Origin of the sequence: Curtobacterium sp. AB7, assembly GCF_044909335.1 — a bacterium.
In the GTDB taxonomy this organism is placed as follows: domain Bacteria; phylum Actinomycetota; class Actinomycetes; order Actinomycetales; family Microbacteriaceae; genus Curtobacterium.
Genome location: NZ_JBIYED010000004.1, coordinates 133,676 through 155,557, shown reverse-complemented (window position 1 = coordinate 155,557; position 21,882 = coordinate 133,676). Strand labels below are relative to the sequence as shown.

20 protein-coding genes are annotated in these 21,882 nt (G+C 71.7%); 11 read left to right on the top strand and 9 right to left on the bottom strand.

All coding sequences use genetic code 11. The features are described 5' to 3' along the window. Position 1: 1 nt before the first annotated feature. From ABH929_RS10970 to ABH929_RS10960, 3 genes are all read right to left on the bottom strand, one after another. Positions 2-721 (bottom strand): Type 1 glutamine amidotransferase-like domain-containing protein, encoded by a 720-nt coding sequence (locus ABH929_RS10970; protein ID WP_111086446.1) that lies wholly within the window; start codon positions 719-721, stop codon positions 2-4. Next, complete coding sequence (locus tag ABH929_RS10965; RefSeq protein ID WP_173168683.1) at positions 718-1,251, bottom strand: phosphoribosyltransferase; 534 nt, start codon at positions 1,249-1,251, stop codon at positions 718-720. Before ABH929_RS10965 ends, ABH929_RS10970 begins: the two co-directional genes overlap by 4 nt. 69 nt (positions 1,252-1,320) lie before the next feature. After that, complete coding sequence (locus ABH929_RS10960) at positions 1,321-2,094, bottom strand: SDR family oxidoreductase (RefSeq protein WP_404561251.1); 774 nt, start codon at positions 2,092-2,094, stop codon at positions 1,321-1,323. Between the two features lie 123 nt (positions 2,095-2,217). On the opposite strand from ABH929_RS10960, the gene ABH929_RS10955 reads away from it, so the two are divergent. From ABH929_RS10955 to ABH929_RS10930, 6 genes are all read left to right on the top strand, one after another. Beyond that, positions 2,218-3,309, top strand: a complete 1,092-nt coding sequence (locus ABH929_RS10955; protein WP_404561249.1) for an acyltransferase family protein — start codon at positions 2,218-2,220, stop codon at positions 3,307-3,309. A 348-nt stretch (positions 3,310-3,657) separates the two neighbouring features. After that, positions 3,658-4,989 carry a bifunctional o-acetylhomoserine/o-acetylserine sulfhydrylase gene (locus ABH929_RS10950; RefSeq protein ID WP_123312349.1) on the top strand — a complete coding sequence of 444 codons (1,332 nt, stop codon included), beginning with the start codon at positions 3,658-3,660 and terminating at the stop codon, positions 4,987-4,989. Positions 4,990-5,256: 267 nt separating this feature from the next. After that, on the top strand, positions 5,257-6,459 hold the full coding sequence (locus ABH929_RS10945) for a homoserine O-acetyltransferase (RefSeq protein WP_263091952.1): 1,203 nt from the start codon (positions 5,257-5,259) through the stop codon (positions 6,457-6,459). A 384-nt stretch (positions 6,460-6,843) separates the two neighbouring features. Further along, a complete protein-coding gene (locus ABH929_RS10940) occupies positions 6,844-8,001 on the top strand; it encodes a sensor histidine kinase (RefSeq protein ID WP_263091951.1) in 1,158 nt (385 codons plus the stop codon). After that, the gene (locus ABH929_RS10935) at positions 7,998-9,323 is read left to right on the top strand and encodes a hypothetical protein (protein WP_263091950.1); all 1,326 of its coding nucleotides are present in this window, start codon (positions 7,998-8,000) and stop codon (positions 9,321-9,323) included. The genes ABH929_RS10940 and ABH929_RS10935 overlap by 4 nt, the downstream gene beginning before the upstream one ends. Before the next feature lie 87 nt (positions 9,324-9,410). Continuing rightward, positions 9,411-10,082 (top strand): response regulator transcription factor, encoded by a 672-nt coding sequence (locus ABH929_RS10930; protein ID WP_111086410.1) that lies wholly within the window; start codon positions 9,411-9,413, stop codon positions 10,080-10,082. 314 nt (positions 10,083-10,396) lie between these two features. Here the strand turns inward: ABH929_RS10930 and ABH929_RS10925 are convergent, their stop codons facing one another. The 4 genes from ABH929_RS10925 to ABH929_RS10910 all read right to left on the bottom strand — a co-directional run bounded on the left by ABH929_RS10925 (position 10,397) and on the right by ABH929_RS10910 (position 14,077). After that, positions 10,397-11,662, bottom strand: a complete 1,266-nt coding sequence (locus tag ABH929_RS10925; RefSeq protein WP_404561244.1) for an MFS transporter — start codon at positions 11,660-11,662, stop codon at positions 10,397-10,399. Positions 11,663-11,969: 307 nt separating this feature from the next. Next, positions 11,970-12,155 (bottom strand): hypothetical protein, encoded by a 186-nt coding sequence (locus ABH929_RS10920; RefSeq protein WP_396288690.1) that lies wholly within the window; start codon positions 12,153-12,155, stop codon positions 11,970-11,972. 351 nt (positions 12,156-12,506) lie between these two features. Further along, the gene (locus ABH929_RS10915; RefSeq protein ID WP_404561241.1) at positions 12,507-12,815 is read right to left on the bottom strand and encodes an MTH1187 family thiamine-binding protein; all 309 of its coding nucleotides are present in this window, start codon (positions 12,813-12,815) and stop codon (positions 12,507-12,509) included. Beyond that, positions 12,812-14,077 carry a hypothetical protein gene (locus ABH929_RS10910; protein ID WP_404561239.1) on the bottom strand — a complete coding sequence of 422 codons (1,266 nt, stop codon included), beginning with the start codon at positions 14,075-14,077 and terminating at the stop codon, positions 12,812-12,814. The genes ABH929_RS10915 and ABH929_RS10910 overlap by 4 nt, the downstream gene beginning before the upstream one ends. A 113-nt stretch (positions 14,078-14,190) precedes the next feature. On the opposite strand from ABH929_RS10910, the gene ABH929_RS10905 reads away from it, so the two are divergent. After that, positions 14,191-14,901 (top strand): YceI family protein, encoded by a 711-nt coding sequence (locus ABH929_RS10905; RefSeq protein ID WP_404561237.1) that lies wholly within the window; start codon positions 14,191-14,193, stop codon positions 14,899-14,901. A gap of 264 nt (positions 14,902-15,165) precedes the next feature. On the opposite strand, the gene ABH929_RS10900 is transcribed toward ABH929_RS10905, so the two are convergent. After that, entirely contained in the window at positions 15,166-16,026 is an 861-nt protein-coding gene (locus ABH929_RS10900; protein ID WP_404561235.1) for an NAD(P)H-hydrate dehydratase, read from the bottom strand. Between the two features lie 24 nt (positions 16,027-16,050). On the opposite strand from ABH929_RS10900, the gene ABH929_RS10895 reads away from it, so the two are divergent. From ABH929_RS10895 to ABH929_RS10880, 4 genes are all read left to right on the top strand, one after another. Beyond that, entirely contained in the window at positions 16,051-16,683 is a 633-nt protein-coding gene (locus ABH929_RS10895; RefSeq protein ID WP_404561233.1) for an HAD family hydrolase, read from the top strand. A 10-nt stretch (positions 16,684-16,693) separates the two neighbouring features. After that, complete coding sequence (locus ABH929_RS10890) at positions 16,694-17,776, top strand: NADH:flavin oxidoreductase/NADH oxidase (protein WP_404561231.1); 1,083 nt, start codon at positions 16,694-16,696, stop codon at positions 17,774-17,776. Between the two features lie 157 nt (positions 17,777-17,933). Then, the gene (locus ABH929_RS10885) at positions 17,934-19,292 is read left to right on the top strand and encodes a hemolysin family protein (protein ID WP_263091941.1); all 1,359 of its coding nucleotides are present in this window, start codon (positions 17,934-17,936) and stop codon (positions 19,290-19,292) included. Continuing rightward, positions 19,289-20,326 (top strand): hemolysin family protein, encoded by a 1,038-nt coding sequence (locus tag ABH929_RS10880; RefSeq protein ID WP_111086420.1) that lies wholly within the window; start codon positions 19,289-19,291, stop codon positions 20,324-20,326. Before ABH929_RS10885 ends, ABH929_RS10880 begins: the two co-directional genes overlap by 4 nt. A 95-nt stretch (positions 20,327-20,421) precedes the next feature. Here ABH929_RS10880 and ABH929_RS10875 read toward each other — a convergent pair whose 3' ends face one another. After that, complete coding sequence (locus tag ABH929_RS10875; protein WP_404561229.1) at positions 20,422-21,861, bottom strand: GuaB1 family IMP dehydrogenase-related protein; 1,440 nt, start codon at positions 21,859-21,861, stop codon at positions 20,422-20,424. Between the last annotated feature and the right edge of the window lie 21 nt (positions 21,862-21,882).

The following is a 21,882-nucleotide window of genomic DNA, read 5'->3' as shown; positions in this document are numbered from 1 at the left end:
GCTACGCGCCCATCGTGGCGACGGCCACCGACTCCTCGCCGGCCATGACCCGCCAGACGCTGCCGGTACCCCGGACCTCGAGCGCGCCCTCGCCGACGACGAGTGCGGTGTCCTCGTCGATCGCCAGGCCGGCGGTGACGAACTCGGCCTCGGCGCTCGCGATCAGGCGGGCGAGGGTGCCGGCCTGAACCGCGTGGACGTCGATGGTCAGGTCGACCAGGCCGAGGCCTTCGCGAAGCTCGACCTCGTCAAGTCCTTCAGAGGCTGCTTCGGGGCAGATCTCGACGCCGCCGATGCGCCAGCCGCCCACGAGTGCGCGGTCGGCGGCGATCATCGCGCCGGCCGAGTAGCCCAGGTACGGCAGGCCGTCGGCGACGAGCAACCGGAGCTGGTCGACGAGCGGGGCGATCGCTCCCAGGTAGTCCGGAGTGACACCGCCACCGACGACGAGCGCGTCGACGTCGCTCAGGACGGTCGTGTCGAACACCTGGCCGGCCGCAACCTCGGTGACGACGACCTCGGCCGCGCGGGCACCACCGAGCACCTCGGCGATGTCGGCGGTCGACGACGGACTGCCGCCGTCCGGACCGGCGACGGAGAGCAGGGCGATGCGCGGGACCGTCCGGCCGACGGCTGCCGACCGTGCGGTGGCCTCGGCGAGGAAGGGCGCTGCGGCGTCCGAGGCGGCGAAGAGTCCGCCGCCGACGAGGTGGATGCTCACGACTCGGCCGTCACCGGTGCGAGGGCGCTCCACGGGAACGTGATCCAGCCGTCGACCCGGCGCCACACGTGGTCGGGCTCGAGGACGGTGCCGGGCTTCGAGTACAGGCAGGCGCTGCGGACGTCGGCACCGGCGTTCCGGATGATGTCGACCACCAGGCGCAGGGTCCGGCCGGAGTCCGACACGTCGTCGACGACGAGCACGCGCTTGCCTGCCAGGCTCGGGGCGTCGAGCGCGGGTGCGAGCACGACGGGCTCGTCCAGGCGCTGCTCGACGTCGGTGTAGAACTCGACGTTGATCGAGCCGCACTCCTTGGTGCCGAGCGCGTAGGCCACGGCACCGGCGATGATCAGCCCGCCGCGGGCGACGGCGACGACGACCTCGGGCTCGAAGCCGGAGGACAGCACGTCCTTCGCGAGCAGGCGTGCGGCGTCACCGAACTCCAGCCATCCGAGCACCTCGGGCCCGCTCGTCACGGTCACGGTCGACTGAGCCGGGGCCGTGGGCTCGGGTTCGCTGCTGATCGGCATCCGACCACGGTACCGGCAGGGACCCCGCGGCCGCGACCCGTCGTCACCGCCCGGGCGCTGCGCAGACGGTCAGCGCGGCGTGAGCGTCCCGCGCGCGAGCTTGTGCTGCGCCGACTGCGCGACCGGCCGGATCGTGACCAGGTCGAGGTTCACGTGCGGCGGCAGTTCCACCGCGTGCACGATCGCCTCGGCGACGTCGTCGGCCACGAGCGGGTCCGGCACGTCGTCGTAGACCGCCGCGGCCTTCTGCTCGTCACCGCGGAAGCGGGTGAGCGCGAACTCGTCGGTCTTCACCAGACCGGGGGCGATCTCGACGACGCGGAGCGGTTCGCCGTTCAGCTCGAGCCGGAGCGCGCCGACCAGGGCGTGCTCGGCGAACTTCGCGGCGTTGTAGCCGCCGCCGTTCTCGTACGCCACGAAGCCGGCCGTGCTCGTCACCGTGACGATGTCCGCTCCCCCGGTGTCGCGCGCACGGTCCCGCAGGTGCGGCAGCAGCGCTGCGACGACGCGCTTCGTGCCGATCACGTTCACCTCGAACATGGCCCGCCAGTCGTCGACGTCGGACTCCTCGACGCTGGCCGAGCCGAACGCGCCGCCGGCGTTGTTCACGAGGACGTCGGCGCCGCCGAGCTCGGCGACGCGGGCGGCGAGCGCCTCGACGTCGGCAGCACTCGTGATGTCCGCCACCAGGACGTCGGCCCCGGTCTCCGCGGCGAGCGCCTCGAGCTTCGACTCCCGGCGTGCGACGGCGAGCACGTCCCAGCCCCGCGAGCGGAAGAGCCGGACGGTGGCCGCCCCGATGCCCGAGCTCGCTCCGGTGACGACTGCGCGCCGTGCTGCCATGTGATCTGCCTCCTGCGTCGGTGACCAGGACGTGTGGTGGCCTGGTCCGACCACCGTACCGAGCGGGACCGTTCCCGCACCGCGCCGGGCCGTCCAGGTCACGATCCGGTAACGTGACCGACGATGACGACGGATGCCGCCCCTCCCGCACCCTCGGCCCCGGCGACGCAGCTCGAACCCGGCCGGGCGCCGCGCCGTATCCCGATGTGGGACACCGCGCGGTTCGTCGCGGTGACCCTCGTGGTGATCGGCCACGCGATCCAGCGCCAGACGACTGCGAGCGACCACGCCCTGGCGCTCTACACGTTCATCTACGCGTTCCACATGCCCGCGTTCGGTGTGATCAGCGGCTACTTCTCGTCGGCCGACACCCCGACGGCGAAGCGCATGCGCCGGACGATCACCGACATCGTCGTGCCGTACATCATCATGCAGACGATCTGGACGGTGGTGCAGGGCATCGTCGAGGGCGGCAAGGACTTCAACCCGACGCAGCCGACTTGGACCCTGTGGTTCCTGCTGGCCCTCGGCATCTTCAAGCTGATCCTGCCGTACCTGGCGCAGCTGCGGTGGCCGCTGTTCTGGGCCGTCGTGTTCAGCATCGGCGTCGGCTACTTCGACAACGTGGACTCGACGCTGTCCCTCTCGCGGGCGATCAGCCTGCTGCCGTTCTTCCTGCTCGGGTGGCAGGTCAAGCAGTGGGGGCTCTTCGACCGCTGGTACGAGGCCTCGCGTCGCACCGTCGTCCGGGTGCGTGTCGCCGCCGGTGTCGTGTTCGCCGCGTGGGCCGTGTCGTGCGCGGTGTGGATCCCGCAGTTCAAGGAGTTCGACCTGCACCACTGGTTCTTCTACGACGACTCGTACTCGGGTCTCGGCGAGGACGCCTGGTGGGCCGGTGCCGTCCGGTTCGGCCTGATGCTGCTCGCGACGCTGCTGACCGCGTCGTTCCTGGTGCTCATCCCCCGCCGGAACATCTGGCTCACGCAGTTCGGTGCGGCGACGATGTACGTGTACCTGCTGCACACGTTCGTGCTCTACCCGATCCGCGAGTCCGGCGTGCTCGCCGGTCCGCACTCCGCGTGGCCGTTCGTGCTCCTGATGGTCGCGATCGCCTGCGCGGTCAGCCTCTTCCTGGCGCAGCCCTTCGTGCGCCGCGGGATGCGCTGGCTGCTGGAACCGAACGTCCGCTGGCTGTTCCGCCGCGACGCGGCGTAGCGGTGCCACCTCGCACCGTGCGCGTTCCTCCGGCCGGTGCGAGCTTGCCCGTTCGGTGCGGCGCGGCAGCGCCGCACCGAACCACCGACCTCGCACCGTCCGACGGTGACAGCGCGGTGCGGACGGACGGACGGGAGGCCCGTGGCGCGTCGGGCGTGCGCGTTACGTCCGAAGGCGGGTGCGGTGGTGCGGGCCCGGCCACCTGCGTACCGTGACACCCGACGCAACGCAGCATCCCCACCGGGCACGGCCGACCAGCCGCTGGCGCGTCTGCTCGGGACCGGCCGGCGTGGCCCCCTCGAGCTCACCCGAACCCATCACCCAGCCGCACCGGACAGGAGCACCAAGATGACCGAGCACGACGCCGCGCAGTGGCGGTTCGAGACCACGCAGGTCCACGCCGGGGCACAGCCGGACCCGACCACGGGTGCCCGCGCCACCCCGATCTACAAGACGACCTCGTACGTCTTCGCGAACTCGGACGAGGCCCGCGACCTGTTCGCCCTCGCCAAGCCAGGCAACATCTACTCGCGCATCATGAACCCGACGAACGACGTCGTGGAGCAGCGCATCGCGGCACTCGAGGGCGGCAGCGGCGCACTCCTCGTGGCGTCCGGTCAGGCGGCGGAGACGTACGCCGTGCTGAACATCGCCGGCGCGGGCGACCACATCGTGTCGTCGTCGTCGATCTACGGCGGCACGTACAACCTGTTCAAGTACACGCTGGCGAAGCTCGGCATCGAGACCACGTTCGTCGAGGACCAGGACGACCTCGAGGAGTGGCGCCGCGCCGTCCGCCCGAACACGAAGCTCTTCTTCGCCGAGACCATCGGCAACCCGAAGATCAACGTCCTCGACATCACCGGCGTCAGCGACGTCGCGCACGAGTCCGGCGTCCCGCTGATCGTCGACAACACGATCGCGACGCCCTACCTCATCCGTCCGTTCGAGCACGGGGCCGACATCGTCGTGCACTCGGCGACGAAGTTCCTCGGCGGCCACGGCACCGTCATCGGCGGCATCATCGTCGACGGCGGGAAGTTCGCCTGGTCGCAGCACCCGGACAAGTTCCCGGAGTTCAACACGCCCGACCCGTCGTACCACGGCGCGGTCTTCGCCGAGGCCGTCGGCAACGAACTCGCCTACATCGTGAAGGCCCGTGTGCAGCTGCTCCGCGACCTCGGGGCGTCGAACTCGGCGGACACCGCGTTCGCGCTGCTGCAGGGCATCGAGACCCTGTCGCTCCGCATCGAGCGCCACGTGTCGAACGCCCAGGAGATCGCCGAGTGGCTCGACCGGCACCCGGACGTCGCGACCGTCGCCTACGCCGGACTGCCGACGTCGCCGTGGTACGCCGCGGCGAACCGGTACGCGCCGAAGGGCGTCGGCGCCGTGCTGTCGTTCGAGCTCAAGGGCGGCGTGCCCGCGGGCAAGGCGTTCGTCGACAACCTGCAGCTGTTCTCGCACCTGGCGAACATCGGCGACGTGCGCTCGCTCGTGATCCACCCGGCGTCGACCACGCACTCGCAGCTCACGCCCGAGCAGCAGCTCACCACCGGGGTCACGCCGGGCCTGGTGCGCCTGTCCGTCGGCATCGAGAACATCGAGGACCTGAAGGCCGACCTCGAGGCCGGGCTCGCCGCGGCCCGAGCGGTCTCGCAGGAGGGCCAGCGCGCCTAGCGTTCGCTCGAGCAGCGAGGCACGACGCGCTCGATGCCTGTGCATGTTGCGACGTCCCACGAGTCGATCGACTCGTGGGACGTCGCTCGTTGCGCACGCATCCGGTGCGTGCGCATGGTGCGACGATCCACGAGTCGAACAACGCGCACGATGTCGGAACATGCGCACGCACGCAAACGGCGAGCACGGCCCGACGACCCGGCCACTGGGCGGACGTGACGTAACACGGCGGCGGCGACCCGCGCCTCCCGGCAGACTGGACGCACCATGGACTGGCAGACAACCCCCGAGGACTCCGTGCCGTCCACCCTGGTGCCCGGTGCCGAACTCGGCACCCTCGGCAAACCGCCGGTCACCGGCGCCTGGCGCCCCGGCGACCACCCGGGTGCGCGCCACTTCGCATCCCTCGGCGAGCAGTGGGTGCGCGGCGGGCGGCTCCCGGCCGTGCGGGTGGCGTACGAGTCGTGGGGCACGCTCAACGCGGCGCGTGACAACGCCGTCCTGCTGTTCCACGCGCTGACCGGCGACTCGCACGTCGCGGGCGCACCCGGTCCGGGCCACCGCACCGCCGGCTGGTGGGGCGACGTCGTCGGACCCGGCCTCGCGATCGACACCGACCACTGGTTCGTGATCGCGCCCAACATGCTCGGCGGCTGCCAGGGCACCACCGGGCCGTCGTCGGTGGCACCCACCGGGGTCGAGTGGGGCTCGCGGTTCCCGTTCGTCACCGTGCGCGACCAGGTCGAAGTGCAGCGCCAGCTCGCCGACCGGCTCGGCATCGACGTGTTCGCGGCCGTCGTCGGCGGGTCGATGGGCGGGATGCACGCGCTCGAGTTCGCGGTGTCGCACCCCGCACGCGTGCAGCGGCTGGCGGTGCTGGCCTCGACGGCGCAGACGACGGCGGACCAGATCGCGGCGAACTCCCTGCAGCGCTCGGCGATCCAGATGGACCCGGCGTTCGCGGGCGGCGACTACTACGAGGCCGACGCCGGCGAGGGCCCGCACCGCGGGCTGGCGCTCGCGCGGCGGATGGCGTTGATGACCTACCGGGCGTCGGACGAGCTGAACGGCCGGTTCGCCCGGTCGTGGCAGAGCGACGTGTCCCCGCTCGGCGACGACGGGCGGTTCTCGGTCGAGAGCTACCTCGACTTCCACGGCAACAAGTTCACCCGGCGCTTCGACGCGTCGTCGTACATCACCCTCACGCACGCGATGGACTCCCACGACGTCGGGGCCGGTCGGGGCGGTGTCGGGGCTGCACTCGAACTCGTGACGGCCCGCACGCTCGTGGTGGGGATCTCGAGCGACCGACTGTTCCCGATCGAGGACCAGCACCGGATCGCCGCAGGGGTGCCGGACACGCTCGACGGCGACACGGCCGCGGTGATCGAGAGCGAGTTCGGGCACGACGGGTTCCTCATCGAGCACGAGCAGGTCGGCGCGCACCTGCGGCGGTTGCTCGACGACTGAGCGCGACACGGCGTGCACGGCGCGGCGCGCGCGGCACAGCGCGCGTGACACGGCGCGCACGGCACCCGCGGCGGGACGTCGGCGCGCACCTGCGGCGGTTGCTCGACGACTGAGCGCGACACGGCGTGCACGGCGCGGCGCGCGCGGCACAGCGCGCGTGACACGGCGCGCACGGCACCCGCGGCGGGACGGCGGCGCGCGCGGCACCCGCGACACCCGCGGCAGGACGGCGGCACGCGCGGCGTGCACGGCACGGCGCGCCGAACACCCCCCAACGGGTGTCGCCCGTGGTTGGATGGCTGCGAGCCCGGACTGAACGAGGCTCGGTTTCCCCGCACGACCCGCACGACCCGTCACACCAGCTCGTCACCAACCAGGACATCGATGGAATTCATCGCACAGGAACGCGACCGCTTGCTGCGGGCGACGACCCGTGTCGTGGGCATCGTCTGCGCGCTCATCAGCGTCGTCGGCGTGGTCTCCGCCGCCGCCGTCCCTGCCCTGCCGCTCGTGGGCGCCCTGCTGTGCATCGCCGCGATGGTGGCGGCGTTCGTGTTCTTCGGCCGCAGCGGCACCGTGTGGTGGACCGCCGCCATCCTCGTCACGGGGCTCGCCTCGCTCGCGCTCCTGTTCTCCGGCGTGGACGAGTCGGTCCGCCCGCTCGTCGCCAGCGCCGTCATGACGCTCGCGGGCGGTTCCCTCTCCGCACCGTTGATGGCGCAGCGCGGGCACCCCGTTGGCCTCGGACTCACCATCGCCGCGGGTGGCGTCGTCGTGGTCGTGATGGTCTGGGCAACCGGCACGGTCCTGTCGACGCCCGTCAGCGGCGCCCTGCTCGGCTGGGTGCTCATCGCGGTCGTGGCCGTCTGGATCTCGCGCAGCATCCCCCGCGTCGCCCGACGGATCTACAGCATCGGCACCGCGCACCGCGCCGAACGCCAGGCCAGCGAGACCGAGGCACAGCGGCGGCAGGGTGCGCGGCTGCTGCACGACACGGTCCTCGCGACGCTCACGCTCCTCGCACACTCCGGTGTCGGGGTCTCCGAGCAGGCCATGCGCGAGCAGGCCGCCGAGGACGCCCGGCTCCTGCGCCACCTGCGACTCGGCGCGACCCCGCAGCCGTCGCAGTCGGGCGACTACTCACTCACCCGCGAAGAGGAGTCGCCGCTCGGCCAGACCCTCGAGTCGGTGAAGCAGCGCTTCGGGCGGATGGGCCTCGAGGTCAGCTGGCACGGCACCGGTCAGGTGCTGCTGCCGTCGCACGTGCTCGACGCGTTCCTGCTGGCGCTCGGCGAGTGCCTCGAGAACGTCCGCCGGCACGCCGGTGTCGGCGAGGCGCACGTCACGATCGTCCACGACAACGACATGGTGCGCGCCATGGTCACGGACTCCGGCGTCGGGTTCGACCTGACCACCGTCAGCGCCGAACGACTCGGCTTCAAGGAGAGCGTCGTGAGCCGCCTGCGCGAGGTCGGCGGCGACGCCAAGCTCTTCTCCGCGCCGGGTTCCGGCACCACCGTCGTCCTGGAGGCACCGCGATGACCCGGGTCCCCGAGGACACCATCAGCCGGGGCCTGCCGGGCGAGTCGACCGGCCAGCAACCGCCCCGCACCCGCCGCGAGGCGCGCGAGCGCTACCGCACCAGCGAGCGTCGGCAGGCCCGCGGGCTCCCCTCGACCTCGACCGGCGCACGGTCGCTCCGCCAGGCCGCCAAGCCCGGCGCCTCGCTCGGAGCCGGGTACCTCGGCCTCGGCGCCGCGGTGCTCACCGCGATCGAGGCCGTCTCCGGCATCGTGTACTTCCTGGTCCGCTGGTCCGACTTCTCCGACCCGTGGTTGCCCGCAGCCGCCTGGATGCTCTACATCGTCGCCGCGGTCGGTGTCGGCCTGAGCGTGCTGACCTACGGCGAGCGGCTGACCGGGCTGGCCTTCGTGCTGATCTGCGTGGTGCTCGCGTGTGTCGTGACCCTCGACTTCATCGGGATCTGGCCCGAGCACGACATCGCCCACACCGCGTCGGCGTCGATCGCCGCGGGCTTCGCACTGTTGCCGATCGCGACGCTCCGGCCGGCCCGCGAGGTCGCCGCCGCCATCGCGGTGCTCGGTCTGGCGTTCATCGGCATGAGCGTCGCCTCGACCCCGATCACCAACGACACGCTGCCGGGCATCGTGTCCCTGCTGGCCTTGGTCGTCGTGCCGCCGTCGATCGCCCTGTACGTCGTGCAGCGGTTCCGGCAGCTCGTGCAGCGGGAACTCGACCGGGTGCTCGTGCAGAGCAACGTGCAGGCGCCGCAGTTCGCCGTCGGCATGCTCGCCTCGGACGAGCTCGCCCGACTCGACCTGGCCGCCGAGAAGCTGCTCGACGCCGTCGCGAACGGCACCGATCCCCTGCCGCTGTCAGACGCCTCGAGTTCCGTCGCCGCCTCGCTCGCGACCGAGCTCCGCCTGCACCTCATCGAGGGCCGACGCGAGACCTGGCTGTACCACGCGATCACGGAGTCCGACCACCTCGGGCGTTCGGTGAGCGTCGCCGATCCGGGTGCCCTCGCCGGACACCTCACCCCCGCCCAGCGCGACGGACTGCTGCAGGCCCTGTGGCAGATGGTCGGCGACGGCCGCACCGCCACCCCCGGTCTGCCGGTCGTCTCGGTCACGCTCGGCCCGGTCGGGTCCGACGGCCACCCCGTCACCGACGAGCGGATGGACGTGCCGGTCGTGATCGAGTCCCGCGGCGTCCAGCGCCGACGCCTCGGCCCCACCGCCTGGAGTGCCCTGCAGCGCATCGGTCCGTACACCGAGACCGTCCGCGACGGCGCGCTCCACATCGTCGCCCACTGCGTCGTGGACCGACATCCGTCGATGTAGCTGCCGGACACCCGGACAGCCTGCCCGTGCCACGTGCCCCTCCCTCCTAGGATCGGGCACGAACTGCCCCCGAGAAAGGACGCCCGCATGGCGACTCCAGAGGAACCCATCCGACTCGCACTCGTCGACGACCACAGGATGCTCCTCGGCGCGCTCACGGAGTGGATCCGGAGCGCCGCCGACGACATCACGCTCGTGGCCGCCGTCACGACCTGGCCCGAGCTCCTGACGAGCCCGGCGTTCCCGGTGGACGTGGTGCTGCTCGACCTGGACCTCAAGGACTCCATCCCGGTGTCGCTGAAGATCTCGACGCTCAAGACCGCCGGCGTGAAGACCGTCGTGATGAGCACCTACTCGGAGCCGAACGTGGTGCGCGAGGCCCTGGCGGCCGGTGCCCTCGGCTACCTGGTGAAGAGCGAGGACGCGGACATGATCGTCGAGGCGATCCGTTCCGCCCAGCGCGGTGAGCAGTACGTCTCCGCCGAGCTCGACCTGGCCATCAACAGCGGCGACGTCGGTGGCGTCCCGAAGCTCAGCGCCCAGGAGCGTCGCGTCATGGCCCTGTACGGCGGTGGCGAGCCCGTGAAGAGCGTCGCGTACCAGCTCGGCATCTCCGAGGAGACGGCGAAGAGCTACCTCAAGCGCATCCGCGAGAAGTACCGCGTCGCGGGCTTCGACGTGGGCACGAAGGTGGCGCTCCGGAAGCGGGCGATCACCGACGGCATCATCGTGCAGGACGGCGGCCCGCTGGGCCTGTAGCGCGTGGCGCACGTGCGGCGCTTGCCCGCTTCGTGAGCACAAATGGTCGGGTCCCATCACGGAACCCGACCATTGCTGCTCACCATGGGCGGTCTGCCGCACACCACATCGGACGGGAGGCCCGTGGCGGCGTCGCCACGGGCCTCCCGTCCGATGGGTGGGCACGCCCACCGCGCGGGGTCAGGCGATCGGGACCGGCCTGCGGTCTGTGCCGCCGATGCCTGCGGTCCCTTCCGCCGAAGCGACAGTCTGCCGCGAACAGTTCGCGGCGGACTGTCGCTTTCGCGAACCGCGCTGGCGGCGCCCGCGCGCGATCAGTGGATGGGGACGGGCGCGGTGATCGGGCCGCTACTCGGCGACGGGGAGCGCAGCGCGGCACGGCGCGTGGTGCGACGCTCGACCGAGTAGCTGACCATCGTGACGAGGACGCCGAGCAGCGCGAGGACGATGCCGAGCCAACCCGGCGCGACGAACCCGAAGCCGGCCGCGATGACCGCACCGCCGAGGGCCGCGCCGAGCGAGTTGCCGATGTTGAACGCCGAGTGGTTGAGCGCCGCGGCGATCGTCCGGGCATCGCCGGCGACGTCCATCAGCCGGGACTGCACCGCCGGCGGGATCGCCGACGACGTCGCCCCGAGCAGGAACGCACCGAGGAGCATGCCCCAGAGCCACTGCGCGGTCAGCACCGTGAGCAGCAGGGCTCCGATGAGCGAGAACATGCCGAAGTAGATCGTGCGCTTCACGCTGTGGTCGGCGAGGTGTCCGCCCAGGATGCCGCCGACGACCATGCCGATGCCGACGACCACCAGGACGATCGGCACGAACGACTCCGGCATGCCGGTGACGTGCTGCACGAGCGGTGAGATGTACGAGTACACGGCGAAGAACCCACCGAACCCGACGGCGCCGAGGCCCATCACGATCCAGACCTGCGGCACGCGGAAGGCGCGGAGCTCCCGGCCGATCGTCGCGTGCTCGTCACGGGCGCTCTTCGGCACGAAGGCCGCGACGGCGAGGAACGTGAGCGCGAACAGTGCGGCGACGACGCCGTAGGCGATCCGCCAGCCGGCGAGCTGGCCGACCCAGGTGATCGCGGGGACGCCGACGACGTTCGCGACGGACAGGCCGAGCAGCACCATCGCGATGCCCTTGCCGCGCTTGCCCGGGCCCATCATGTCGCCGGCGACGATCGAGGCGATGCCGAAGTAGGCGCCGTGCGGCAGACCCGCCACGAACCGGGCGACGAGCACCAGGCCGAACGACGGCAGCAGCGCGCTCGCGATCGTCGCGAGGACGAACCCGACGAGCAGCACGAGGATCAGGCCCTTGCGCGGGAACTTCGCCGACATCGCCGCGATGGTGGGAGCACCGACGACGACCCCGAGGGCGTAGGCACTGACGAGCCAGCCCGCGTGCGCGATGCCGGCGTCCGGGTCGAGGCCGTACTGCTGCGGCAGCAGCGCCTGCGCGATGTTCGGCAGCAGGCCCATCGCGACGAACTCGGTCGACCCGATGGCGAAGCCGCCGAGGGCGAGCGAGATGAGCGCGGCGGTGCGACGCGCAGGCGTGAGCTGTGACATGGGGCCTGTTCTCGGACGACGTCCTGCACGGGCGGCGTCGGATCGGGGTGTCCGGCTGGACGGTGTCGCCTGGGCGACGGTGGTGACGGAGGCGTCCCGCGATCGTCGCGGTCCACGAGCCGATCGGCAGCGCGGCCACGCCCGAACGGGGTGCCGGTCCGGGTTCAGCAGCGAACGGGACGGTCCGGGTGGCGACGACCATCCGGTCCGAGCAGTGTAGACCGCTCCAAAGGCCGAACGGAAGTCGCCGTGCGCGGCCAGCACGGGTCGCACCGAGCTGGGTCGGCCGTACCCGAGGTGAACCGGGTCAGGCCGCCTGACGCTCCGTGTGGGCGGGACGCGTCGATGCGGGCGCGAGTTCGGGGAGCTCGTCACGGTGCGTCCAGCCGACGCCGCACTCGGCGCACGTGGCCCAGGCGTTCTCGCCCTGTTCGTCCGTGTCGATGACGACCGTTCGCAGGTCGCAGTCAGGGCACCAGCCGTCGTGGGTCATCACGCGCTCCTCGTCGTCTCGGGGCCACCGGATGTGGCTCGATACGGGCCATGAGACACCCGACCACCGACATCCGCGGGAGGGCGTCGGCGTGTCGCGCGGGCCTCGATGTTCAATGAGCACGTGACGCTCACCGCCACCGTGCTCGCTTCGTGCCGCGCCGGTGCGCCCGCGAACTGCGAGGACGCCACCGACCCGATGGGCATGGTCATCGTGCTCATCGCCGTGCTCGCCGGCATCGCGCTGCTCACCGTGTTCGTGGTGCTCGGACCGGACCCCCGCCGTCGAACCCGGGCACGGCGGCGCGACAAGCGCGGAGCGCTGCACCCGCAGCGCGCGCCAGCGGGTTCGCTACTCGCCGAGCGCCGCTTCGAGCCGCTCGAGCTTGCCGTCGATCTCGCCGGTGTGCCCCGGTCGGATGTCGGCCTTGAGCACGAGCGACACCCGCGTGCCGTAGGCACCGACGGCCTCGGTGGCGCGCTTGACGACCTCCATGACCTCGTCCCACTCCCCCTCGAGCTCGGTGAACATCGACGACGTCCGGTTCGGCAGGCCGCTCTCGCGGACCACCCGCACGGCCGCGGCGACGGCATCGTGCACGGAGCCGTCCGCCTGTTCGGAGGGACCACCGGACGGAGCAACGGAGAAGGCGACGATCATGCGTCCATCCTGCCCGCGCCCCGGCCCATCCGCACCAGCTCGACCACGGTCCACGCAAGGACCGCCACCTCGAGCACGTTCCGCAGCGTCAGCACCACGAGCATCCACGGCTGCAGCGTGAGCACCTGGTCGTAGTACGCCGGGTAGATCAGTTGTGTCAGCACAGCGGTGGGCAGTGCGGCGATCGCGATCGGCACGAACCGGCGCACACTCGGCGTCCCGGCGGCCAGCCCCCACACGATCGGCACGGCGAGCCACCCGATGTACTGCGGGGACCCGACCTTGTTGGTGGCGATGAGCGCGGCGACGAACAGCAGCGCGAGCACGGGCGCGAGCTCGGCCCGACGAGCGCCACGGCGGGCTGCCCACAGCGCGAGCACGACACCGGCGACGACCACGAGGGCCATCAGCGGCGTCGAGACCGCGGCGGCGGCGTGCGTGCCGGCTCCGGAGACCTCGAACGTCAGGATCTGCTGGTTGTAGAACACGGCAGCACCAGGAGCCCCGAACGCCGCCGCCCACATGAACGGCGTCGCGAGCGGCGACTCGATCTGCAACGCGCGCCCGGTCTGCTCCCCGATGAACGACAGCAGGTACGGTGCACCACCCCAGAGCACGTCGACGAGCACGATGAGCGCACTGAGCACGAGCGCTCCCGACAGCACGCCGCGGCGGTGCCCCCTGCGCAGGAGCAGCAGCACGGCGACGAGGGCGGCCGGCCAGACCTTCGTCCACGCGCCGGCGGTGAACAGCGCCGAGGCGACAGCCGGCCGCGAGGCGACGAAGGCCACCCCGACCAGGGCGAACACCGTGGCGACGGTGTCGATGCGACCGAGCGCGATCGGCCCGAGTGCGAGCAGGAAGGCGAGCCACCACCACACGACCCGCACGCCACGCGACGACGAGCCGTCCGCTCGCGAGCCGGACGCGCCACGCGCCCGGAACCGCCACAGGAACGCGCACGCCACGGCATCGAGCAGGACCATCAGCAGCAGCCACCCGGAGCCGATCGACGCGATCCCACCGAGGGCTGCGGCGGCCATCGGCACGATCGCCAGGATCGGGTAGACCCACTCGCCGTCGATCCCGACCCAGAAGTCCGCGCTCCGCCCGGTCTCGATCCACCGGCTGTACGTGATCGTCACGTCGCCGAGCGGCAGGTTCGCCGAGACCACGGTCAGCCACCACAGCGCCGCGTGCACGGCGGCGAACGCCAGGACGAACCCGACGCGTTCGATCCACGGGTTCCCGGTCCTCAGCACCGGACGAGCGTACCGGCAGCGGGCGTACCGGCAGCGAGCACACCGCAGCGAGCACACCCGGACCGGCTGAGAATCCCAGGCTCCCCCAACCATGACGTGTCACCGTCTTGCTCGTGACCACCGAACCCCCGCGCAAGCGCCGCAAGGCCGTCATCTGGACCTCCGTCATCGCCGCCGTCGTCGTGCTCGGCGTCATCGGGGCGTTCGTCGCGACGAACGTCTACACGAGCAACGAGAACGCGAAGGCGTCCGCGGCACCGTCCGTGGCCGCCAGCCGCGAGGCCTCCACCCTCGACGACTCCGACCTGTCCGGCGAGTGGACGGTCGGCGGCGACTCCGAGGCCGGCTACCGCCTGCACGAGGTCCTCAACGGCTCCGACGTGACCGTCACGGGCCGCACCGACAGCGTCTCCGGCAGCGCGACCGTCGACGGCACGAGCATCACGAAGGCGACGATCACGGTGCAGGTCGCCGACATCGCCACCGACTCGGACCAGCGCGACTCGTACTTCCGCGACTCCGCGATGGACACCTCCGCCTTCCCCGAGGCCACGTTCGAACTCACCGAGCCGATCACCGACGCGGTCCCGAGCGGCTCGGACACGACGAAGGTCACCGCTGCCGGCAAGCTCACGCTGCACGGGGTCACGAAGGACGTCACCGCCGACCTGCAGGTCGGCCTGAACGGCGACGGCGTCGACATCTCCGGCTCGATCCCGGTCACGTTCTCGGACTACGGCGTGCAGGCGCCGAGCCTCGGCTTCGTGAAGGTCGACGACTCCGGCACGGTCGAGTTCCTGGTGCACGCGACCCCCGCGAGCTGAAGTCCGCGACGCGCGTCACGCCCGCGACGTGCGCGACAGGCGGACGGGAGGCCCGGTGACAGCTGGCACCGGGCCTCCCGTCCGTCCCCGCTCGCGTACCAGGCCGCGCCCCCTCGCACATGCGTGCGCATGTTGCGACCTTCCACCCGTCGATCCGGTGGTGTCCCGTCGGAACATGCGCACGAACCCGTTGCGTGCGCATCTTCCGACAGAACACGCGTCGATCACCTCGTGGATCGTCGGAAGGTGCATGCGCTCCGACCGCTACCCGCGCGCGTCGCCGTCCACGACCAGGTCCCGCACGACCCCGGGCAGCTCGGCGATGAGCGCGGCCATCGGAAACGGACCGCCGCCGGACGCCCGCCGCGCCGCGAGCCCGTGCACCACCGCGGCCGACGCGGCCACGTGCGCGAGGTCCGACGGCGTCAGCGACGCCCCCGCAGCCTCGACGGAACCCTGCCGCGACGCCACGAGCGCGCCGAGCACCCCGCCGAGCACGTCCCCGGCACCGGCCGCCGCGAGCCACGGCGTCGCCGACGACGCCACCAACCGGACCGATCCGTCGGGCGTGACCACGTGCGTGCGCTCGCCCTTGAGCAGCACGACGCTGCCGGTCTGCTCGGCCGCGCGGAGCGCCGCGGCGGCGGGATCCTGCTCGATCGACTCGCGGGCGACGCCGAGCAGTGACGCGAGCTCCCCCGCGTGCGGGGTCAGGACGGCGAGCGGCCCGAGGTCGACGAGCGGGATCGCACCGGCGTCGACCACGACCGGGACGCCGTCGTCCGAAGCGTGTGTGAAGGCCGAGGCGGTCGTGTCGTCCAGGTCGCCGAGCGATGACGCCGAGATGCCCGAGCCGACGAGCCAGGCCTGCACCCGACCGGCGCCGGCGACGGACTCGGGGCGACGCGCCAGGACGTGGTCCGACGCCCGCGACGGCCCGACGTACCGGACCATGCCGACACCGGTGTGGACCGCGGCGTCGACCCCGAGCACCGCGGCACCCGGGTACTGGTCGGAGCCGGTCGCGATGCCGAGCACTCCACGGCGGTACTTGGTGGACTCCCCTGTCGGCGCGGTCACCCACGCGGCGGCATCGGACGGCTGGACGGGCACGAAGTCGTTCACCGGCCCCACGTTACGGTGGAGCGCATGAGCCTGTTCCTGCCTGGTCGCGTGGTGGTCTTCGACTACGGCGAGGTGATCAGCCGGACGCCGCACGCGTCGCGCGATGCCCTCGTCGAGCTGACCGGGGTGCCCGCCGACGAACTGTTCCCCGTCTACCAGGAGCTCCGCCACGACCTCGACCGCGGCGACCTGTCCGTCGTGGCGTACTGGCGGGCGATCGGCGAGCGCGTCGGGCGGAGCTGGAGCATCACGGACATCCACCGGTTCTGGGCCGTCGACTTCACCGGGTGGTTCGAGGTCGAACCGGAGACCCTGGCGATCGTCGAGGAGCTGCACGACGCGGGGACCCGGGTGGCGCTGCTGTCGAACGCCGGCTTCGACTTCGGTGACCCGTACCGACGCTCCCCGATGGGCTCGCTGTTCGAGACGGTGGTGGTGAGCGCCGAGGAGCACGTCCTGAAGCCCGACGCATCCATCTACCGCGACACGTGCGCGCGTCTGGGAATCGAGCCGCAGCAGATGGTGTTCGTGGACAACAGGGCCGAGAACGCCACCGGCGCGGAAGCGATCGGGGCGGTCGGCCACCACTACACGTCGTCGGCGTCACTGCGGTCGTTCCTGACGGAACTCGCGGCCGAGCCGGCGCCCGTCCCCTGAGGAGTCCCGCGTGACGCACGCCCTGTTCGAGCCGATCACCATCCGCGACCTGACGGTCCGCAACCGCATCTGGGTCTCCCCGATGTGCCAGTACTCGGCCGAGGAGCAGGACGGCCTGCCGACCGCGTGGCACCTCGTCCACCTGGGCGGCTTCGCCAAGGGCGGTGCGGGTGCGGTCGTCGTCGAGGCCACCGGCGTGGTGCCGGAGGGCCGGATCAGCCCCCAGGACCTCGGGCTCTGGAACGACCAGCAGCGCGACGCCTTCAAGCCGATCGTCGACTTCCTGCACGCGCAGGGCGCTGCCGCCGGTGTCCAGCTCGCCCACGCCGGCCGCAAGGCGTCGACGTTCCGCCCGTGGGAGTCCGAGCACGGCTCGGTCCCCGCCGACCAGGGCGGCTGGTCCACCGTCGCCCCGTCCGCCGTGGCCTTCGACGGCTACGCGGTCCCGCGCGAGCTGGAGACCGAGGACATCCGGGTCGTCGCACTGGCGTTCGCGCAGTCCGCTCGCCGCGCCGTCGAGGCCGGGTTCGACCTGGTCGAGATCCACGCCGCCCACGGGTACCTGCTGCACCAGTTCCTCTCGCCGCTGAGCAACCACCGCACCGACCAGTACGGCGGGTCGCTCGAGAACCGCGCCCGGGCACTGCTCGAGGTCCTCGACGCCGTCCGTGCCGAGGTCGGCGAGGGCTTCCCGATCGTCGTGCGGTTCTCGGCGACCGACTGGGTGGACGGCGGGGTCACGCTCGACGAGACCACGCAGGTCGCCCGGTGGGCTGCGGTGCGCGGCGCGGACCTGGCCGACGTCTCGACCGGCGGCAACGTCGCCAGCGCGCCGATCCCGGTCGGCCCCGGCTACCAGGTGCCGCACGCCGCGGCGATCAAGCGCGACGCCGGCATCGGCACCATCGCGGTCGGCATGATCTCCGAGGGCTTCCAGGCCGAGCAGATCGTCGCGACCGGGCAGGCCGACGTCGTTATGGTCGGCCGCGAGTTCCTGCGCGACCCGGGCTTCCCGCTGCGCGTGGCCGTCGAGCTCGGCGTGACCGTCGACTACGAGCCGCAGCAGTACCACCGCGCGCGGGTCACGGCGTAGACGCGCAGCCTTCCTGAACGGATTCTCGGTCGGCCCCGCGGGCAGGCAGTACGATTGGCAGCACTGTGGACGATCCCCCGAATAGTTCTTCGCCTCACTCATCCGCCGCTCACTCGGTGAGCTGCACGTCATCCCCGCGCGCGGACGGGGGTGAATCATGAGTCCGATCGACATCGTCATGCTCGTCGGCGGCATCCTGCTGACTCTCGGCACCGGCGTCTTCGTCGCGTCCGAGTTCGCGCTGGTCAACCTCGACCGCGCCGACGTCGAAGCGCGTCGCGACCGCGGTGAGCCGGGCCTGGCACCCGTCATCGGGGCGTTGAAGGTCACCTCGACGCACCTGTCCAGTGCGCAGCTCGGCATCACGCTGACCACGCTGCTCACCGGCTACCTGCTCGAGCCGTCCATCGCGAAGTTGCTCGAGGCGCCGTTCCTGGCGATGAACCTGCCCGAGGGCATCGTCGAGACCGTCGGATCGATCATTGCGCTCGTCATCGCGACCCTGCTGTCGATGATCCTCGGCGAGCTCGTGCCGAAGAACTTCGCGCTCGCGCTCCCACTGCAGACCGCGAAGCTCGTCGTGCCGTTGCAGATCGCCTTCACGACCGTGTTCAAGCCGGCGGTCGCAGTGCTCAACGGCACCGCGAACGCCGTGCTGCGGTCGATCGGCATCGAGCCGCAAGAGGAACTGTCCGGTGCTCGCAGCGCCGAGGAGCTCACCTCGCTGCTCCGCCGTTCGGCGTCCGAGGGGTCGCTCGAGCAGGACACCGCGACGCTCCTCCAGCGGACGATCTCGTTCTCGGAGCTCAGCGCCAGCGACGTCATGACGCCACGCCCGCGGCTCTCCACCATCCGGGTGTCCGAGTCCGCGCAGGACGTCATCGCCCTCGCCCGCAAGACCGGCTTCAGCCGCTTCCCCGTCATCGAGGAGGACGCGGACGACGTCGTCGGCATCGTGCACGTCAAGCAGGCCGTCGCCGTCCCCCGCGAGAAGCGCCCGGAGGTCCCCGTCGGTGCACTCATGACCGATGCCGAACGCGTGCCTGAGACGATGCCGGGCGACACCCTGCTCGCCGAGGTCCGTGGCCGTGGCTACCAGATGGTCATCGTGGTCGACGAGTACGGCGGCACCGCCGGGGTCGTCACGCTCGAGGACCTCATCGAGGAGATCGTCGGCGAGGTCTCCGACGAGCACGACCGCGCGCGCATCGACGTGGTCCGCTCCCGCGACTGGCTGACCTTCCCGGGTCTCCTGCGCCCCGACGAGCTCGAGGACCGCGCCGGCGTGAAGGTGCCGGAGGACGGCCCGTACGAGACCGTCGGCGGCTTCCTCATGTCGACGCTCGGCCGTCTGCCCGTCGTCGGCGACGAGGTCCCGCTCGACGGCGGCGTCTTCCGGGTCGAGCGCCTGGACGGCCGTCGGATCGACCGCATCCGCTGGACCCCGACGCCCCCGCCGACGGACACCGCGGCGACCGCCATCATCATCCCCGCCACGAAGGGCAGTACCCGATGAGCTCCGACTGGTGGGGTATCTTCTGGCTCTTCGTGCTGCTGCTCGGCAACGCGTACTTCGTCGCCGCCGAGTTCGCCGTCATCTCCGCCCGCCGCTCCCAGATCGAACCGCGCGCAGAAGAAGGCTCGAAGGCCGCGCAGATGACCCTGTGGGCGATGGAGCACGCCACCCGCATGCTCGCGACCACGCAGCTCGGCATCACGGTCTGCTCGCTGCTCATCCTGAACGTCTCCGAGCCGGCGATCCACCACCTGCTCGAGGTCCCGCTGCACCTGACGGGCTGGAGCGTCGAGGTCATCGGCACCGTGGCGTTCGTGATCACGCTGCTGCTCGTCTCGTTCCTGCACGTGGTGTTCGGCGAGATGGTCCCGAAGAACATCTCGTTCTCGATGCCGGACCGCGCAGCGCTGCTGCTCGTGCCGACGCTCTGGTACATCGGCCACGGCCTGCACTGGGTCATCGTCGGCCTGAACGAGGTCGCGAACGCCGTGCTGCGCCTGTTCCGCGTCGAACCCAAGGACGAAGCCGTCAGCGCCTTCACGGTGGAAGAGGTGCAGACCATCGTGGAGCAGTCCCGCCGCGAGGGCACCCTCACCGACGACGGCAAGCTCGCCCTGGCGTTCGAGTTCACCGAGAAGAAGGTCCGCGACGTCGCCGTGCCGATGGCCGAGCTCGTCACCCTGCCCGAGGACGCCACCCCGGCGGACGTCGAGCGTGCGGTGGCGCAGCGCGGGTTCTCGCGGTACGTGCTCGTCGGCGAGGACGGCTCCCCTACGGGCTACGTGCACGTGAAGGACGTCATCGACCTGCGGCCGGACGAGTTCGACGACCCGGTGCCGCCGAAGCGCATCCGTCAGCTCATCTCGCTCTACACGGAGATGGACCTGGAGGACGCCCTGGCCACCATGCGGGCTGCGGGCCGCCACGTCGCGCGGGCGTTCGACGCCGACGGCCGGACCCTCGGCGTGCTCTTCCTCGAGGACATCCTCGAGGAGCTCGTCGGCGAGGTCGAGGACGCGACCCGGCGCCGGTAGACGCGGGAACAGACGGACGGGAGGCACGGTGCCAGCTGGCACCGTGCCTCCCGTCCGTTCGTGGTCGCGACCAGGGCCGCGCCCGCCTGCGCGCGCTACCAGCTGACGGGAAGCGGCTTGCCCTCTTCGTAGCCGGCGGCGGACTGGATGCCGACCAGGGCACGCTCGGAGAACTCGGCCAGCGACGCGGCGCCCGCGTAGGTGGCCGAGCTCCGGACGCCCGTGGTGATCATGTCGAGCAGGTCCTCGACGCTCGGGCGCTCCGGGTCGAGGTAGATCGTCGACGACGAGATCCCCTCGGCGAAGAGCTCCTTGCGGGCCCGCTCGTACGGGTCGAGCCGCTCGAAGCGCTCGCGGACGGCCTTGGCGGACGCCATGCCCCAGCTCTCCTTGTAGGCCTTGCCGGCGGCGTCGCGACGGAGCACACCCGGCGCTTCGAGGGTGCCGGCGAACCACGAGCCGATCATCACGGCCGAGGCGCCGGCCGCCAGTGCCAGGGCGACGTCGCGCGGGTAGCGGACCCCGCCGTCGGCCCAGACGTGCGCGCCGAGCGACCGGGCGGCGGCTGCGGTCTCGAGCACGGCGGAGAACTGCGGCCGACCGACGGCGGTCATCATGCGCGTGGTGCACATGGCGCCGGGTCCGACACCGACCTTGATGATGTCCGCGCCCGCGTCGACGAGGTGGGCGACGGCGTCGGCGGTGACGACGTTGCCGGCGACGAGCGGGATGCCGAGCCGGAGCCCCGCGACGGTGCGGAGCGCGCGGAGCATGCCCTCCTGGTGTCCGTGCGCCGTGTCGAGCACGAGCACGTCGACCCCGGCGGCGGCGAGGGCCTGCGCCTTGGACGCGACGTCGCCGTTGATGCCGATCGCGGCCGCGACGCGCAGACGACCCGACGCGTCGACGGCCGGCGTGTAGATGTCCGAGCGGATGGCACTGGTCCGGCTCGTGGTGCCGACGACCTTGCCGTGCCGCACGACGGGCGCGAAGTCGACCTCGGCGCCGCTCAGCACGTCGTAGACGTGGCGGGGTGTGCCGGCGTCCTCGGCGTCGATCGCGGTCGAGGCGCCGTGCAGCAGGTCGCCGAGCGTCGCGTCGGGACCGGCGTCGCCGAGCCGGCTGGCGGGGACGCACCCGAGGTACTCCCCGGCGGCGTCGCGGACCACCACGCCCCGACCGGCGACGGGCAGCAGTTGCTCGAGCGCCTCGGCGACGGTGGTGGACGAGCCCATGTCGTAGGCGGTGTCGTAGTCGACCGGCTGGTCCTTCACCCAGCGGATCGCGGCGTCGAGGTCCTGCAGGTGCATGTCCTGCGGCAGGACGCCGAGGCCCCCGCGCCGGGCCAGGGTCGCGGCGAGACGCGGACCCGTGACCGAGTTCATGTTGGCGCTCACGATCGGGATCGTGGCACCGCTGCCGTCGTTCGACGCGAGGTCGACGTCGAAGCGGCTCGTCACGCCGGAACGGCTCGGGACGAGGAAGACGTCGGAGTAGGTCAGGTCGTGTGTCGGCCGCGTCTCGTAGAACCTCATGCGCCCCACTGTACGGCTCCG

What these genes read in the sequence shown, in the direction of transcription:
- ABH929_RS10930 (WP_111086410.1), top strand. Translation starts at nt 9,411, where the DNA reads ATGGCGACTCCAGAGGAACCCATCCGACTCGCACTCGTCGACGACCAC.
- ABH929_RS10945 (WP_263091952.1), top strand. Translation starts at nt 5,257, where the DNA reads ATGGACTGGCAGACAACCCCCGAGGACTCCGTGCCGTCCACCCTGGTG.
- ABH929_RS10880 (WP_111086420.1), top strand. Translation starts at nt 19,289, where the DNA reads ATGAGCTCCGACTGGTGGGGTATCTTCTGGCTCTTCGTGCTGCTGCTC.
- ABH929_RS10925 (WP_404561244.1), bottom strand. Translation starts at nt 11,662, where the DNA reads ATGTCACAGCTCACGCCTGCGCGTCGCACCGCCGCGCTCATCTCGCTC.
- ABH929_RS10895 (WP_404561233.1), top strand. Translation starts at nt 16,051, where the DNA reads ATGAGCCTGTTCCTGCCTGGTCGCGTGGTGGTCTTCGACTACGGCGAG.
- ABH929_RS10935 (WP_263091950.1), top strand. Translation starts at nt 7,998, where the DNA reads ATGACCCGGGTCCCCGAGGACACCATCAGCCGGGGCCTGCCGGGCGAG.
- ABH929_RS10875 (WP_404561229.1), bottom strand. Translation starts at nt 21,861, where the DNA reads ATGAGGTTCTACGAGACGCGGCCGACACACGACCTGACCTACTCCGAC.
- ABH929_RS10950 (WP_123312349.1), top strand. Translation starts at nt 3,658, where the DNA reads ATGACCGAGCACGACGCCGCGCAGTGGCGGTTCGAGACCACGCAGGTC.
- ABH929_RS10920 (WP_396288690.1), bottom strand. Translation starts at nt 12,155, where the DNA reads ATGACCCACGACGGCTGGTGCCCTGACTGCGACCTGCGAACGGTCGTC.
- ABH929_RS10960 (WP_404561251.1), bottom strand. Translation starts at nt 2,094, where the DNA reads ATGGCAGCACGGCGCGCAGTCGTCACCGGAGCGAGCTCGGGCATCGGG.
- ABH929_RS10965 (WP_173168683.1), bottom strand. Translation starts at nt 1,251, where the DNA reads ATGCCGATCAGCAGCGAACCCGAGCCCACGGCCCCGGCTCAGTCGACC.
- ABH929_RS10940 (WP_263091951.1), top strand. Translation starts at nt 6,844, where the DNA reads ATGGAATTCATCGCACAGGAACGCGACCGCTTGCTGCGGGCGACGACC.
- ABH929_RS10885 (WP_263091941.1), top strand. Translation starts at nt 17,934, where the DNA reads ATGAGTCCGATCGACATCGTCATGCTCGTCGGCGGCATCCTGCTGACT.
- ABH929_RS10915 (WP_404561241.1), bottom strand. Translation starts at nt 12,815, where the DNA reads ATGATCGTCGCCTTCTCCGTTGCTCCGTCCGGTGGTCCCTCCGAACAG.
- ABH929_RS10955 (WP_404561249.1), top strand. Translation starts at nt 2,218, where the DNA reads ATGACGACGGATGCCGCCCCTCCCGCACCCTCGGCCCCGGCGACGCAG.